Origin of the sequence: Actinomadura sp. 7K507, assembly GCF_004348425.1 — a bacterium.
Classification (GTDB): domain Bacteria; phylum Actinomycetota; class Actinomycetes; order Streptosporangiales; family Streptosporangiaceae; genus Spirillospora.
On the sequence record NZ_SMKK01000006.1, the window covers coordinates 1 to 14,946 of the forward strand.

A 14,946-nucleotide genomic window follows, 5' to 3' on the forward strand; every position below is an offset into this window, starting at 1 on the left:
CCCTCCGACATCGAGCCGGACGGGCCGTTCCCGCTGGCGCTGATGCAGCACGCGTACTGGATCGGCCGCGACTCCGGCCAGTCGCTCGGCTCCGTCGCCGCGCACCTGTACGTCGAGCTGGACGGCCGCGCCATCGACCCCGCCCGGTTCGAGCAGGCGGTCCGCGACCTGGTGAGGCGCCACCCGATGCTCCGCGTCGCCGTGTCGGACGACGGCACGCAGCGCATCCTGCCCGAGCGCCCGGAACCGGCCGTGACCGTCCACGACCTGCGCGGCTCGACCGGCGCCGGCGCCGCCGCCGAGCTGGAGGCGATCCGCGCGCAGATGTCCGAGCAGCGGCTCCCGATCGAGGACGGCCGCGTCTTCGACGCCCGCCTCAGCCTGCTCCCGGCCGGGACCGCCCGCCTGCACCTGGACGTCGACATGGTCGCCGCCGACGCGATGAGCTACCGCGTCATGCTGGCCGACCTCGCCGCGCTGTACGAGGGCGAGGCCTTCGCGCCGATCCGCTACGGTTACGCGCGCTACCTCGCCGACGACCCGCGCGCCGAGGCCCGCGAGCGGGACCGCCGGTGGTGGGCCGAACGCCTCGCCGGCCTTCCCGGACCGCCGGAGCTGCCCGTCGTCCCCGAACCCGGCGACCGTGTCGAGCGCATGCACCACTGGCTGCCGCCGGACGGCAAGGACCGCCTCCTCGCCCGCGCCCACGCGGAGGGCATCACCCCGGCCATGGCGCTCGCGGCCGTGTTCGCCGAGGTGATCGGCGGCTGGTCGGCGACGCCCCGGTTCCTGCTGAACCTGCCGCTGTTCCACCGCGAGCCCGTCCACCCCGACGTGGACAGTGTCGTCGGCGACTTCACCGGGTCGATCATGCTGGAGGCCGACCTCACCGCCGGCCTCCCGTTCGTCGAGCGCGCCCGCGCCGTCCAGGCGAACCTGCACACCGCCGGCGCGCACAGCGACTACTCCGGCCTGGAGGTGCTGCGCGACCTGTCCAGGCTGCGCGGCGAGCAGGTGCTCGCCCCCATCGTCTACACCAGCGCGCTCAACCTCGGCGAGCTGTTCGGCGGCGCGGTCCGCGAGCGGTTCGGCGAACCGGAGTGGATCATCTCGCAGGGCCCGCAGGTGCTGCTGGACGCGCAGGTGACCGAGGTGTCCGGCGGGCTGCTGCTGAACTGGGACGTCCGCCGCCCCGCGTTCCCCGAGGGCGTCGCCGAGGCGATGTTCGACGCCTACACGTCCGCGATCACCCGGCTCGGAGCGCCCGGCGCCGACTGGGACGTGCCGCTCGGCATCGCGGCCACGCCGTCCCAGCTCCGTGTCCGGCACCGCCTCAACTCCACCCCGGCGCCACCGCCGCGAACGCTGACCGAGGGCTTCTTCGAGCACGCCCGCCGCAGCCCGTCGGCCCCGGCCCTGCACTGGGGCGACGAGGACACCCTGACCTACGGCGACCTGGCCGCCCGCGCCCTGCGCATCGCGTCCGATCTCGCCGCCGAGGGCGTGCGTCCGGGCGACCGCGTCTCGATCGAACTCCCGAAGGGGCCGGACCAGGCCGCCGCGGTGCTGGGCGTCCTCGCCGCCGGCGCGGCCTACGTCCCCATCGGCACCGAGCAGCCCGACGCCCGCCGCGCCAGGATCCGCGCGAGCGCCGGCGTCGCCGCGTCGCTCACCGCGGACACGATCACCCGACTCGGAACCACAGGTGCCGAACCGGCGGCCGAACCGATGGACGGGCCGGTCGCGGCGCGCCCCGACCAGGTCGCGTACGTGCTGTTCACCTCCGGCTCGACCGGCGAGCCCAAGGGCGTCGAGGTGTCGCACGGCGCGGCCATGAACACCATCGGCGACCTGGTCGAGCGGTTCGGGATCGGCCCGCGGGACGTGACGTTCGGGATCTCGGCGCTCGACTTCGACCTGTCGGTGTTCGACCTGTTCGCGCCCTGGTCGGCGGGCGGCGCGGTCGTCCTCCCGGGCGAGGGCGAACGGCGCGACGCCGCCCGCTGGGGCGACCTCGTACGGCGCTGGTCGGTGACCGTGCTGAACTGCGTCCCGTCCGTGCTGGAGATGCTGCTGCGGTCCGGCCCGGTCCCTTGTGGGGGGACGACCCCGCACACCCCCCGGAAAGGCCCGTGGGAGAGTCTGCGGCTCGTGCTGCTCGGCGGCGACTGGGTCGGCACGCACCTTCCCGCGCTGCTGGAGGAACGCGCGCCCGGATGCCGGTTCGTCGCGCTCGGCGGCACGACCGAGACCGCGATCCACTCCACCGTGCAGGAGGTCGCGGGCGAGGTGCCGTCCGACTGGCACGCCGTCCCGTACGGGGTCCCGCTGCGCGGCGTCGCGTGCCGGGTCGTGGACGAACTCGGCCGCGACCGCCCCGACTGGGTGGCGGGCGAGCTGTGGATCGGCGGCGGGGGCGTCGCCGACGGCTACACCGGCGACCCCGGTCGCACCGCGGACCGGTTCGTCGTCCGCGACGGCACCCGCTGGTACCGGACCGGCGACCTCGCCCGCTACCGGCCGGACGGCACCCTGGAGTTCCTCGGCCGCCGCGACCACCAGGTCAAGGTGCGCGGGTTCCGGATCGAGCTCGGCGAGGTCGAGGCCGCGCTGCGCGAGCATCCCGCCGTGGGACGGTCCGTCGCCCTGCTCGCGGACGGCCGCCTCGCCGCCGCCGTCGCGGCGCCCCCGGACCTGGACCGGGACGCGGTGCTCGCCCGCGTCCGGGACCTCCTGCCGCCGCACATGGTCCCGGAGCTGCTCGTGCGCGTGGACGAGCTTCCGCTCACCGCCAACGGCAAGGTCGACCGCAGGGCGCTCACCGCGCTGGCCGCCGCCGAGGCGGGGGAGGCCGCCGACCGCTACGTCGAGCCGAAGTCGTCGCTGGAGGGGGTCATGGCCCGGATCGTCGCCGAGGTGCTGGGGAGGGAACGCGTCGGCGCGGACGCGGACTTCTTCTCCCTCGGCGGCGACTCCGTCCTCGCCACCAGCGTGATCGCGCGGCTGCGCGAGGCGCTCGACACGACCGCGCTGCCGGTCCGGGTGCTGTTCGCGGAGCGCACCGTGGCGCGTGCCTGCCGCCGCTTCCGCGACCTGGAGGAGGCGCCGGGGCGACTGGAGGCCGTCGCGGCGATCTGGCTCAAGGTCGAGGCCATGACCGACGAGGAACTCGCCGCCCGCCTACGGTGACGGCTCGGGCTTCGGTTCGGGGCCCGGGTCTGGGCTCGGTTCGAGCTTCGTCCGCATGGTCGCGGTGCGAAGACCGGTGAGGGTCAGTGCCAGCACGAGCGCGAGCACGGCACTGACCGTCCCGTAGACGACGATGGCGGCGCCTGGGGCGAGGTAACGGCCGAGGCCTCCGGCGCCCAGCGACCCGATGGCGCCGCCGCCCGTCTCCTGCGCCGCCCAGAGCGCGTTGACCCGTCCCAGATGCGAGTCCGGCGTGTGGGACTGGATCAGCCCGTACCGGAGGATCTCCTCCACCGACTCGACGAACCCGTACACGAACAGGATCGCGACGGCCAGGGCGGGATGGCGGGCGAAACCCAGGCACGCGAGCGCGGTGAACCCGGCGACGGACGCGACGAGCAGCGCCAGCCCCGGCCGCTGGACCGACCCGGCCCAGCCGCTGGTGACGGACGCGAGCACCGCGCCGCACGCCGGCGCCGCGAACAGCAGCCCGACCGTGGTGGGGCCGCCGTCCAGGCTCTGCGACGCGAACGCGGGCATCAGGACGGGAATCCCGCCCGCGACCATGAACAGCAGCCCGAGGAGCATGAGGGAGCCGACGACGCGGTGCGAGGCGACGAAGCGGAAGCCGTCCCCGATCGCCTTCAGCGGGTTCTGCTCCGGTTCGTCCTCGGCGACGGCGGGCTTGAGCGGCGGCAGGCCGGTCAGCAGGACGATCGTGCCGAGGGTGCCGACGGCCGCGGCCGTGTAGTTCCAGCCGACGCCGAACGCCGACACGACGAGCCCGCCGAGCGCGGGCGACACCATCGACCCGAGCCGGACGGTCAGCGCGTTCAGCGCTCCCGCCGCGACCAGCTTGTCCGGCGCCACCAGGGACGGCGTCGCGGCCAGCAGGGCGGTGACGCTGACACCGGTCGCCAGGCCGTCCCACGCCGCCAGCACGTACAGGGCGGCGACCGACGGGGTCGGCAGGAACGCGTTGACCGCCAGCAGGACGAACCCGATCCCGGCGGCGGTCCGGGCGCGCAGCATCAGCTTGCGCCGGTCGTGCCGGTCGGCGAGCACCCCGCCCCACAGGAACCCCGCGAGCAGCGCGAAACCCTCGGCGGCGGCCACCGCGCCGACGTGCACGGTCGACCCCGTCATGGCGTAGACCTGCACGGGCAGCGCGACCGCGAGCATGCCGATCCCGAAGACCGAGACGGTGCGGGCGATGAACACGTTCCGGAACGGCTTGCTGTCGCGCAGGGGACCGATGTCCATGACCACTCGCCGGAGCATCGTGGGGGTTCTCCTCTGCCGGGGGAATGGCTAAGGTAAGCCTAGCCTTAGTTGGTCTTGAGAAAGAGGGCGTACCGGTGCAGCGGATACTGATGAACGGAAAGATCCACCGCGCGACCGTGACCCAGGCGGACCTGCACTACGTGGGCTCCCTGACGATCGACGCGGATCTCATGGAGGCCGCGGACATCGTCGAGGGCGAACAGGTCCACGTCGTCGACATCACCAACGGCTCCCGTCTCGTCACCTACGCCATCACCGGCGAGGCGGGCAGCGGAGTCATCGGCGTCAACGGTGCCGCCGCCCGCCAGGTCCAGCCCGGCGACATGGTCATCATCATCACCTACACGCCGGTCGACGACGCGGGCAGGGACCGCCACGAGCCCCGGGTCGTCCACGTGGACGCCGCCAACCGCATCGTCGCACTCGGCACCGACCCGGCCGAACCGGTTCCCGGCGCCCCCGCCCAGCTCGCCGGGCGGTGAGCCCGCCGATGGACACCGACGGCTTCACCCCCTGGCCCGCCGACCTCGAAGCCCGCTACACGGCCGAGGGCTACTGGAGCGACCGCGTGCTCGGCGGCGTCCTGCGCGGCGACCCCGGACGCGTCGCGCTGGTCGCCGGCGGCGACCGCCTCACCTACGCCGACCTGGACCGCCGCGCCGCCCGGACCGCCGCCGGCCTCCTGCGCCTCGGCATCGCACGCGGAGACCGCGTCGTCGTCCAGCTCCCGAACACCGCCGGCTTCGTGGTCGCGTTCCTGGCCCTGGTGCGGATCGGCGCCGCCCCGGTCCTCGCGCTCCCGGCCCACCGCGAGAGCGAGATCCGCTACCTGTGCGAGCTGTCCGGCGCCCGCGCCTACCTCTGCGGCGAACGCGACGGCGACTTCGACTACCGCGCGATGGCCCGCACGCTTCCCGTCGAGCACGTCGTCGTGGACGGCGACGCGGAGGAGTTCACCCCGCTGGCGACCCTGGACGCCGAAGGGGCGGACGCCGCCCCGGTGGACGCTGAACGCCCCGCCCCGTCCGACGTCGGCGTCTTCCTGCTGTCCGGCGGCACCACGGGCCTGCCGAAACTCATCCCGCGGACGCACCGCGACTACCTCTACAACCTGGAGGCCAGCGCCGAAGTCTGCGGTTTCACCCGCGACACCGTCTACCTGGTCGTCCTGCCCGCCGCGCACAACTTCGCGCTCGCCTGCCCCGGGATCCTCGGCGTCTTCGCCACCGGGGGCACGGTCGTCCTGGCCCCCTCCGGCTCCCCGGACGAGGCGTTCCCCCTCATCGAGCGCGAACGCGCCACGGTCTGCGCGGTCGTCCCCCCGATCGCCCTCCTCTGGCTGGACGCCGTGACCTGGCAGGACGAGGACATCTCGTCCCTCGAACTCCTCCAGGTGGGCGGCGCCAAGTTCGCCGCCGAGCGCGCCGCCGAGGTCCCCGGCGTCCTCGGCTGCCAGGTCCAGCAGGTCTTCGGCATGGCGGAGGGGCTGCTCAACTACACCCGCCTGGACGACTCCCGCGACCTGGTCGAGCGGACGCAGGGCCGACCGCTGTCACCCGCCGACGAGATCCGCGTCGTGGACGCCGACGGCGCACAGGTGCCCGCCGGTGAGGTCGGCGAACTCCTCACCCGCGGCCCGTACACGCTGCGCGGCTACTACCGCGCCCCCGAGCACAACGCCCGGTCCTTCACCCCGGACGGCTACTACCGCACGGGCGACCTCGTCCGGCAACTCCCGTCCGGCCACCTGATCGTGGAGGGACGCGAGAAGGACCAGATCAACCGCGGCGGCGACAAGATCTCCGCCGAGGAGCTGGAGAACCACCTCCTGACCCACCCGGCGATCCACGACGCCGCCGTGGTCGGCCTCCCCGACCCGATGATGGGCGAGCGCACCTGCGCCTTCCTCATCATCAGGAAGGACGGGAAGGCGCCGGACCTCCGCGAGGTCAAGGACTTCCTGCGCACCCGGGGCGTCGCCGCCTACAAGTTCCCCGACCGCCTGGAAACGGCCGACGCCTTCCCCCGGACCCCCGTAGGCAAGATCAGCAAGAAGGCCCTGGCCGCCCGCCTGGCGGGCCCGGCCGGCTCGTAGCCCTTCGCTACGAGCCGGCCGCGAGTGCCCGGATCTTCGCCTCGGATTCGCGGAGCAGTCCGGGTGCCAGCCGGCGGTGGACGGCCGACAACCGCGGCCACACGAGACGGCCGAGGCCGCGGTCGTAGTACACGAACGTGGCCAGCGACACCCGCCCGCCGTCCGCCTGGACGACGAGGTTGCAGTTCAGGAACCAGGAGGCGGCCTGGAGCCGGACCCAGTTCTCGCCACGTCCGTCGATCCGCCATCCGGCCACGGTGTCCGGTGACCGTCCCCGGCTGAGCCGCAGACCGAGCGCCCCTCGCCAGATCAGCCGTTCGCCGGTGCTGGGGACGTCGCCGAACATCGCCCGTGCCCACTGCTCCGGTGTCGCCTCCGCGCCGGTGGCGAGGGTGAACAGGTCGACGTAGTCGATGTCGGGCAGCGTACTGAGAGCGCGGACGGCGGCGGGAACGTCGTCCGCGCCCACGGCCGCCTCGACGATGGCCGGAGTCCGGCCCCTCGCCTGTGAGCGTGTGGTCATCCTCGTTGCCTCCCTCGGTTATACGCTTGCGTATAGAACTGACGTTAACCCTCTTATACGCATGCGTATATACGGCATCCAGGTGAGGTGGAACACATGGCGGCAGCCGCTCGGACGCCCCGTGACAGGTGGATCGAAGAGGGGCTGCGCGCCCTGGCCGGCGGCGGCGTGGACGCCGTCCGCGTCGAGGCGCTGGCGAAGGCCCTCGGCGTCACCAAAGGCGGCTTCTACGGATACTTCGCCGACCGCGACGCGCTGCTGTCCGCGATGCTGGACACCTGGGAGCGGGAGAGCACCGACGAGGTGATCGACCGTATCGAGCGGGAGGGCGGCGACCCGAAGACCAAGATCCATCGCGCGGGCGTGCTCACCTTCTCCGGCGACCGCCTGCTGCCCATCGACCTCGCGATCCGCGACTGGGCCCGGCGCGACGAGCAGGTGGCCGAGCGGCTGCGGCGGGTCGACAACCGGCGCATGGCGCTGCTGCGCGAGATGATCGGCACCTTCTGCTCCGACCCCGACGAGGTCGAGGCGCGCAGCCTGCTCGCCTTCTGCGCGGCGATCGGCGGCCATTTCCTCCTCGCCGACCACAACGGCCGCACCCGCGCCCAGGTCCTCGCCCACGCGGCCGACCTCCTGCTCAACCGCCCCCGCTCCGGGTGAGCGGGCCGTTGCTCCCGGCCCCCGCGCGGCGGAACCGTCCCGGCGCGACGCCGTACTCCCGCTTGAACGCGTTGGCGAAGGCGAACTGGGACGAGTAGCCGACCCGGGCCGCCACCTGCTCGAGTGAGGCGTCCGACTCCCGGAGCAGGCCGGCCGCCGTCGTCAGCCGCCACCAGGTCAGGTAGCTCAACGGCGGCTGCCGGGTCGCCGCCGTGAACCGCCGGGCGAACGCCGCTCGCGACAACCCAGCCTCGTCGGCGAGCGACTGGACGGTCCACGCACGCGCGGGCGCCCGGTGGATGGCGTGCAGCGCGGAGCTGACCGGCCGGTCGGCCAGCGCTGCGGCCCAGCCCGCGCCGGAGGGGTCCCTTGGCTCGTCCTCGAACCAGGCGCGCATGACGTACAGCAGCAGCATGTCGAGCAGGAGCGGAACGAGCGCAGTGCCGCCGGGGTGGGCCTCCTCGACCTCCCGGCCGAGCATGTCGAGCGTCGCGCGCAGCTCCCCGTGCCGCCCGAGCCGCGCGGGCAGGTGAAGCACGGCGGGCATGTCGGACAGCAACGGGTGGGTCCGCTCCGGGTCGAGACGGTAGCCGCCGCAGAGCGTCACCACGTCGGCTTCCCCTCCCGGCGGCTCCGGCGGGTGCTCGGCCTCGACCAGCGGTGTGCCCGGGTCGTCGGCCAGGCCGATGCCGTCCCCGCGCGGGGTGAAGATGACATCGCCCGGACCCAGGGCGACCGGTTCCCGCCCCTCGGCCAGCAGCCAGCAAGTCCCGCGGAGCACCACCGTGAACCCCACGGTGCCCGGACTCGGCGGGAACGCCATACCCCACGGCGAGCACAGCGCGGCCCGGGCAAACCCAGGCTGCCCGATCCGCATGCTCAAGATGACATCACTCAACACGTCCACGCTGCGAAGTCTACGAGGCAAGACGTTCGCTTAAAAAATGGACATGACCATGCATAAGAATCTCGCCACGATGCCGCAGCGTGGTCTCAATGGATGATCGCGAAATTGAGCTCGGTCGTCTGGAGCGTGCCGCTGAGAGTCACCCAGAGCAGCACGAGAGGCTCGACGCTGCGGGCGGCGGACAAGACTCCGAGGTCGAGGATCTGCCGGTCGGTCCATCCGAACGACTTCAGCAGGTCTGCGACGTCGGCCTTGGCGGACGCGTCGTCCCCGCACACGAACACGTTGTGCTGCCCCGCGACCCGGGCCGGGTCGGTCATCAGCGTGTTGTGCATCGTGTTGAGTGCCTTGACGACGCGGGCGCCGGGGAACGCCTGCTGGAGCTGCTCGCCGACGCTTCCGGCCTCGGGCACGGCGAGGCGGGGCGGGAAGCCCTGCGAGAAGTCCAGCGGGTTCGAGACGTCCACCACCACCTTGCCGTCCAGGTTGGCGGACCCCGCGGCCTTCAGGGCGTCGAGCGACACCAGCCCGCCGGTCGCGTTGACGATGATCTCGCCGTGCGCGGCGGCGTCGGCGAAGGTGCCGTGGTGCCCGCCGTGCTCGCGCGCCCACCCGGCGGCGGCCGGATTGTCCGCCGTGCGTGAGCCGAGGGTCACGTCGTGCCCGAGCCCGGCGAGCCCGGAGGCGAGGCGGCGGCCGACGTCCCCGGTGCCCAGAACCCCGATCTTCATCGCTCCGCCCCCTCTTGCGTCTCGTGAACCTCTGCGGCCAGGCCGGCGGCCGTGTGGACACGGCATTGGAGATCGGTCATCGGGCCTCCCTTTCTTCCGTCCTCGGTGCCGTCGACCATAGGATTCGGGCCATCCGCATTTGAAGAGGGCACTTTGAGGTGCCCTTCACGCCCCCGCCGGAGGTGCCTCGTGGCATTGGCGATTCCCGACGTGCTGGAGGAGTCCTGCGCCACCCGCCAGGCTCTGGAACGGCTGGCGGCCAAATGGCGGATCCTGCTTATCTACGCCCTCATGGACGGCCCGCAGCGCCCCGCCCGCCTCCGCGACCGGGTCCCCGGCATCACCCAGAAGGTGCTGACCGAGACGCTGCGCGGCATGGAGGCAGACGGGCTCGTCGCCCGGGACGTCTACAAGGAGACCGCTCCGCAGCACGTCGAGTACTCCCTCACCGACCTCGGCAAGTCCTTGGAGGCGCCCCTTGCGGCCATCTGCGCCTGGGCCGCCGAACACGCCTGACCCGCCGGCGAGCCGGTGGCGGATCCGCCGTGCCGTCCTTGACCCATCAAATGAACGGTCTTTTAATTTGCGTCATGGGACGTATCGCGGGCGTCACCGCGGCGGAGACGCGGGAGCGGCTGCTGCGGGCCGCGGCGGACGCGTTCGCGCAGCGCGGGTACGACGGGACGCGTGTCGCCGACATCGCGCGGGCCGCCGGCGTGAGCAACGGTGCGCTCTACGCGCACTTCGACTCGAAGGCCGAGCTGCTGGTGGCGGCGCTGCGGGCGCACGGGCGGCGGCTGCTCGGCGAACTGTTCGCCGCCGACCCGGACCGTCCGGTCACCGAGTTGCTGCTCGCCGCCGGACGGTGGCTTCCGCGGCCGCTCGACGTCCCCGGGTACCTGATCGTGGAGGCGCTCGTCGCGGCCCGCCGTGACGAGGACGTCGCCCAGCCCATGCGCGACTATGTGGGGGAACGCGGCGACTGGCTCGCCGGGCTGGTGCGCATCGCGCAGGCCGGGGACGAGCTCGACACCGCCGTCTCTCCGAACGCGCTCGCCCACCTCTGCCTCCTGCTGGGGATGGGCAGCGCGCTCGTCACGCCGGACCTGCACGCGGTCGGGGACGAGGAGTGGTCCGCGCTCCTCGCCCGAATCGTCGCCGCGCTCGCGCCGGACGGCTCCACGGCACAGACGGGAGGAACGCGATGAAGGTGCAGATAGACCCCGAGCGCTGCCAGGGGCATGGCCGTTGCTACGACCTGGCGCCCGGCCTGTTCGGCGAGGACGACGAGGGCTACGGGACGGTCCTCGGCGACGGCGCCGTGGAACCGGGCCGGGAGAACGAGGCCCGCCGCGCGGTCGCGAACTGCCCCGAGCGGGCGATCGACCTCACCGGGGAGGCCTGACATGACCGCCGACGACCGCTTCGACCAGGGCTTCGAGGAGATGCGCGGGAGCCGTCCGCTCGGCGTCCGCAACGAGATCGTCACAGGTCCCGTCTCGGACTGGACGACCGACTTCTCCCACCTCGAACCGGAATGGGCGGCCGACCCGTACGCGATCCAGGACGACCTGCGGCGGCAGTGCCCGTTCGCGCGCACCGAGCGGTTCGGCGGCGGCTGGCTGCCCACCCGGCACGAGGACGTCGCGGCGATCGCCTACGACACCGAGCACTTCTCGTCGCGGTCGATCATCATGAGCAACTTCCGGCCGCCGAGGGAGATCGCCCCGGTGGGCGGCGTCCCGCCGATCTCGTCCGACCCGCCGTTCCACCGGGACGCGCGCAGGCTGCTGCTCCCGGCGTTCACCAAGTCCGCGGTCGGGCGGCTGGAGCCGGCGACCCGGGCGTTCTGCCACGCGCTCATCGACTCCTTCGACGGCGACGTCGTCGACGCCGCGCAGGACTACGCCCAGCACATCCCGGTGCGGGTCATCGCCGACATGCTCGGCTTCCCGCCGGAGGACGGCCCGCGATTCCGCCGGTTCGTCGAGGACGCGCTGGAAGGCGTCAACCTGCCGCCGGAGGAGCGCATCCAGCGGATGGAAGCGCTGTTCGACTATCTCCACGCGCAGATTCGCGACCACATCGACAATCCGCGCGACGACCTCACGACCTACCTCATCGACGCCGAGCTCTACGGCCGCAAGCTCGAACCGTCCCATGTCTCCGGGACGATGGCGCTGCTGCTCATCGCCGGCATCGACACCACGTGGAGCGCGATCGGCGCCTCCCTGTGGCACCTGGCGAAGACACCGTCCGACCATGAACGCCTGACCGCCGACCCCGGCCTGCTGCCGACCGCGATGGAGGAGTTCCTGCGCGCCTACGCACCCGTCACCATGGCGCGGCTGGTCAAGGAGGACATGCACTGGCGCGGGGTGGACATGAGGGCCGACGACTGGGTGCTGCTGTCGTTCCCGGCCGCCAACCGCGACCCGGCGCAGTTCGACCGGGCGGACGAGGTGGTGATCGACCGCGAGGTCAACCGGCACTCCGCGTTCGGCCTCGGCATCCACCGCTGCGTCGGCTCCCACCTGGCCCGCATGGAACTCCGCGTAGCCCTGGAGGTGTGGCTGGAACGCATCCCGACGTTCACCCTGGAAGACCCGTCCGCCGTAACCTGGTCCGCAGGCCAGGTCCGAGGCCCCCGCACCCTCCCCATCCACCTCCCCTGACCACGGCCGTCGCCCAAGAAGATGATCGACGACGCCCTACGAACCCCGAACTGTCGTGAGGAGTGCAGCCCATTCTGGTCGTGTGAACTCCAGGATCTGGCCACGGCCATTTTCCTTGGAGTCACGGACTCCTACGGTCTGATGGTCGGTGGCCAGCGCTATTTCGACACACTCGGCTCCAGCTTCGCTGCGACGTGCCTTGCGCCAGTGGGGGTAGTTCTTCCTCATTCACTGGATCCCGTCTGCTCGATCAGCTGATCCGCCACTTCGTTCAGCCTTGCCAGGCTGGCCTCGGGGGAGAGGGCGGCCCCGCTGAGGTGATCATACCTCCGCGTATACCGCTCGACGTCTTGTGGTTCGATGTGGACGATGTCTGCCGTGACCGTGTCCACAACGGTCATCGGAGGATCGTCCACGTCCGGGAAGGTGTAAAGGAAGAACGGGACGGTGGGGAGTGGGTACCCCTGGACCCTGACGTCCACCGGCAGGAGTTGCACGTTCAAGCGCGGTGCTTCGGTCACCGTCTGGACGATGTGGCGTACCTGGTCCACGAAGATCTCTTCGGGGACGATGATGCGGCGTAGGACGACCTCGTCCAGTATGAAGTCGTACTTCGGGCCGCCGGGACGCAGGATCTGCTCTTGTCGACGCAATCTCGCTTCGGTCATTTTTGCAGGCGCGAAGTCAGTCGAGCCCTCTGCCTTTGCGAGGTCGATCATGGCGGCGATCATCTCTGGGGTTTGCAGTACACCGGGTATGGAACTGGGGCTGTATCCGCGTATCGTTTCGGCACCGGACTCGATGTCAGCGTAGAGGCGCTGGCGGGGCCCCATGGCATCGCCGTAAGAGTCCCACCAGCCCTTTTCAGTGGCAGCCGTAGCGAGACGGACCATGCTCGTCCATTGATCATTCGGGATTCCGAGTGCGTCGAGGATCTTGACGATATCGCCGACGTCGGGGCGGCCGTAGGCGTTCTCGAGGCGGCTGATCTTCGTGCGTGAGTAGTGGATGCGTTTAGCGAGTTCGTCCGCCGTCATCTCCCGCTCTTCACGGAGCGTGCGGAGTTGGGCTGCGAGACGATGCCGTCGTACGAACGGGCTGACCATGTCGACCCCCGGGGGAGAAGGAACGTGACGATCCAACTACCCTGTGTACATGATCGTCGTGACCTCTGGCGGGAGAATGAACGGGTGGTCAGCCCGAACACGGCCACACTTTTCTATCGAACACGCTCGTATGTGCCCAGACGTTCAATCGACCGTGTCTCGCGTTCCGGAGTCGGTGCGCGCCATGTCATCCGCCCATGAGAAGGCGGCGGTGGGCATGCCACAGGCCCGTACGAGGCGCCAGCCCTTGTCACCATGATCAGCATGGTTGCGTGAATGCCATCGGCTGTGGATGCTGCGGAACTGGACGAGCCGGAGCCGTGCCGTGGCCATCCTGCCTGAGCGGATGGCTTCAGCTCAGACGCCCGAGGCGTCTTCTCGCCGAACAGCGATCCATCCTCTGTGTCCCTCGGCATTTCTATCACGGGGCTCGACTTGGGTGTGCTCGGCGTTCTGTCGTTGAAGTGGACGACCTGACCACGGCCGTCGTCCAAGCACCTGATGATCTACGGCGTCCTACGAACCTGCTCGGATCGCTGTGAGGAACGCGGTCCATTCCGAGGAAGTCAGCTCAAGAATCGGTCCTCTATCAAGCTCTTTAGTATCGCGAACACCGACAGTGCCGCTGCTGCTTCTAGCTACTTGCACGCACTTTCCGTCAGGGTCGCTATAGCTGGACTTCCGCCATCCGGAGAATTTCGGGGTCATACCCTTTGTCTCATCTCGTTCGCGAGTCGGTCGGCCGTCTCCGAGAGGAAGGCCAGACTCTCTTCGGGGGCCAGTGCAGCCTCCTGGAGACGCTTGTAGTCTCCGTCATACCTTGCCAGCTCTTCCGGGTCGGTGTGAACGAGATCGTTCGTGACAGTCTCCACAACTGCCATAGCAGGGTCCTCGTCGGCAGGGAAGGTGTAGAGCGCGACCGACGACTTGGGCAGGAGGCCGCCGGTGATGCGGGCGTTGTAGCGAAGGAAACGAACGGTGAGCCGCTCCTCGGCTGAGACGATGTCGACCATGTGTCTGAGCTGCTTGATCATCACGTCTGCGTGTACATCCAGGCGCAGGATCACGAATTCGTCCAGGACGGTGTCGTACGTTGGGCCGTCTGGTCGTAGGAAGTGCAACTGCCTCTGACGGCGAGCTTCGGTCATGCGGGCCGGGGTGTATCTGATCGGCCGATTACTCTTGTCTAGCTTGACCAGTGCATCGATGAACTCGGGTGTTTGGAGCACGGCAGGGATGCCCGTGGGGCTGTAGTCGCGTACGGTTGCGGCGCCGGCCTCGAGATCGGCATAGAGTTTCTGGCGACTGCCCATGGAATCGCCGAAGCGATCCCACCAGCCCTTGCTTGAGGCGTCACGCGCGAGACGCACTATCTCTTCCCACTCCGGACCGGCGACGTCGAGTGCGTCGAGGACGGTGATGACGTCGCCGACGTCAGGGCGGCCGTAGGCGTTCTCGAGGCGGCTGATCTTGGTGCGTGAGTAGTGGATCCCCTTGGCGAGTTCGTCCGCCGTCATCTCGCGCTCTTCGCGGAGCGTGCGGAGTTTGGCTGCGAGGCGATGGCGTCGTACGAACGGGCTCATCATGGCGACCCCCAGGGCAGGAAGGTGACAGTCTGACTACCCTGTGTACACGACGGTTGAACCCTCCGGCAGGAGAATGAACGGGTGGTCAGGCCGAACACGGCCACACTTCTATATCGAACACGCTCGTATGTGCTCGGACGGTCGATCGCGCCTGTCTCGCGGTTCGGATCCGGCGCGCCGCAACTCG

At 70.6% G+C, this 14,946-nt stretch carries 16 protein-coding genes; 8 read left to right on the forward strand and 8 right to left on the reverse strand.

Annotation, left to right across the window (positions count from 1 at the left end):
• Positions 1-3,189: non-ribosomal peptide synthetase (locus E1285_RS02435; protein WP_132147473.1), on the forward strand; the 3,189-nt coding region annotated here is incomplete at its 5' end.
• Here E1285_RS02435 and entS read toward each other — a convergent pair.
• Positions 3,181-4,470, reverse strand: coding sequence for an enterobactin transporter EntS (gene entS / locus E1285_RS02440; RefSeq protein WP_132147476.1), 1,290 nt, complete (start codon positions 4,468-4,470; stop codon positions 3,181-3,183). The genes E1285_RS02435 and entS overlap by 9 nt on opposite strands.
• Positions 4,471-4,547: 77 nt before the next feature.
• Here entS and panD point away from each other — a divergent pair, with 77 nt between their 5' ends.
• Both panD and E1285_RS02450 read left to right on the forward strand, forming a co-directional pair.
• On the forward strand, positions 4,548-4,955 hold the full coding sequence (gene panD, locus E1285_RS02445) for an aspartate 1-decarboxylase (protein WP_132147480.1): 408 nt from the start codon (positions 4,548-4,550) through the stop codon (positions 4,953-4,955).
• An 8-nt stretch (positions 4,956-4,963) separates the two neighbouring features.
• Positions 4,964-6,568 (forward strand): AMP-binding protein, encoded by a 1,605-nt coding sequence (locus E1285_RS02450; RefSeq protein WP_132147483.1) that lies wholly within the window; start codon positions 4,964-4,966, stop codon positions 6,566-6,568.
• A gap of 7 nt (positions 6,569-6,575) precedes the next feature.
• Here E1285_RS02450 and E1285_RS02455 read toward each other — a convergent pair whose 3' ends face one another.
• Positions 6,576-7,091, reverse strand: a complete 516-nt coding sequence (locus E1285_RS02455; RefSeq protein WP_132147486.1) for a DUF2867 domain-containing protein — start codon at positions 7,089-7,091, stop codon at positions 6,576-6,578.
• Between the two features lie 96 nt (positions 7,092-7,187).
• Here E1285_RS02455 and E1285_RS02460 point away from each other — a divergent pair, with 96 nt between their 5' ends.
• Positions 7,188-7,754, forward strand: a complete 567-nt coding sequence (locus E1285_RS02460) for a TetR/AcrR family transcriptional regulator (RefSeq protein WP_207946356.1) — start codon at positions 7,188-7,190, stop codon at positions 7,752-7,754.
• On the opposite strand, the gene E1285_RS02465 is transcribed toward E1285_RS02460, so the two are convergent.
• Together E1285_RS02465 and E1285_RS02470 are read right to left on the reverse strand one after the other, a co-directional pair.
• Positions 7,732-8,655, reverse strand: coding sequence for an AraC family transcriptional regulator (locus E1285_RS02465; protein WP_347814057.1), 924 nt, complete (start codon positions 8,653-8,655; stop codon positions 7,732-7,734). The genes E1285_RS02460 and E1285_RS02465 overlap by 23 nt on opposite strands.
• Positions 8,656-8,747: 92 nt before the next feature.
• Positions 8,748-9,392, reverse strand: coding sequence for an NAD(P)-binding domain-containing protein (locus E1285_RS02470; RefSeq protein WP_132147495.1), 645 nt, complete (start codon positions 9,390-9,392; stop codon positions 8,748-8,750).
• Between the two features lie 189 nt (positions 9,393-9,581).
• On the opposite strand from E1285_RS02470, the gene E1285_RS02475 reads away from it, so the two are divergent.
• The 4 genes from E1285_RS02475 to E1285_RS02490 all read left to right on the forward strand — a co-directional run bounded on the left by E1285_RS02475 (position 9,582) and on the right by E1285_RS02490 (position 12,067).
• A complete protein-coding gene (locus E1285_RS02475) occupies positions 9,582-9,908 on the forward strand; it encodes a helix-turn-helix domain-containing protein (RefSeq protein ID WP_132147498.1) in 327 nt (108 codons plus the stop codon).
• Between the two features lie 74 nt (positions 9,909-9,982).
• Positions 9,983-10,600: a TetR/AcrR family transcriptional regulator gene (locus E1285_RS02480; RefSeq protein WP_132147501.1), complete on the forward strand. Its 618-nt coding sequence runs from the start codon at positions 9,983-9,985 to the stop codon at positions 10,598-10,600.
• Positions 10,597-10,797: a ferredoxin gene (locus E1285_RS02485; protein ID WP_132147504.1), complete on the forward strand. Its 201-nt coding sequence runs from the start codon at positions 10,597-10,599 to the stop codon at positions 10,795-10,797. Before E1285_RS02480 ends, E1285_RS02485 begins: the two co-directional genes overlap by 4 nt.
• Before the next feature lies 1 nt (position 10,798).
• Entirely contained in the window at positions 10,799-12,067 is a 1,269-nt protein-coding gene (locus tag E1285_RS02490; protein WP_132147507.1) for a cytochrome P450, read from the forward strand.
• A gap of 36 nt (positions 12,068-12,103) precedes the next feature.
• Here the strand turns inward: E1285_RS02490 and E1285_RS02495 are convergent, their stop codons facing one another.
• The 4 genes from E1285_RS02495 to E1285_RS02510 all read right to left on the reverse strand — a co-directional run bounded on the left by E1285_RS02495 (position 12,104) and on the right by E1285_RS02510 (position 14,759).
• Entirely contained in the window at positions 12,104-12,295 is a 192-nt protein-coding gene (locus tag E1285_RS02495) for a DUF397 domain-containing protein (protein ID WP_132147510.1), read from the reverse strand.
• A complete protein-coding gene (locus E1285_RS02500) occupies positions 12,292-13,173 on the reverse strand; it encodes a helix-turn-helix transcriptional regulator (protein WP_132147513.1) in 882 nt (293 codons plus the stop codon). Before E1285_RS02500 ends, E1285_RS02495 begins: the two co-directional genes overlap by 4 nt.
• Positions 13,174-13,689: 516 nt before the next feature.
• Positions 13,690-13,881 carry a DUF397 domain-containing protein gene (locus E1285_RS02505; protein ID WP_132147516.1) on the reverse strand — a complete coding sequence of 64 codons (192 nt, stop codon included), beginning with the start codon at positions 13,879-13,881 and terminating at the stop codon, positions 13,690-13,692.
• On the reverse strand, positions 13,878-14,759 hold the full coding sequence (locus E1285_RS02510) for a helix-turn-helix transcriptional regulator (protein WP_132147519.1): 882 nt from the start codon (positions 14,757-14,759) through the stop codon (positions 13,878-13,880). The genes E1285_RS02505 and E1285_RS02510 overlap by 4 nt, the downstream gene beginning before the upstream one ends.
• Positions 14,760-14,946: the final 187 nt, after the last annotated feature.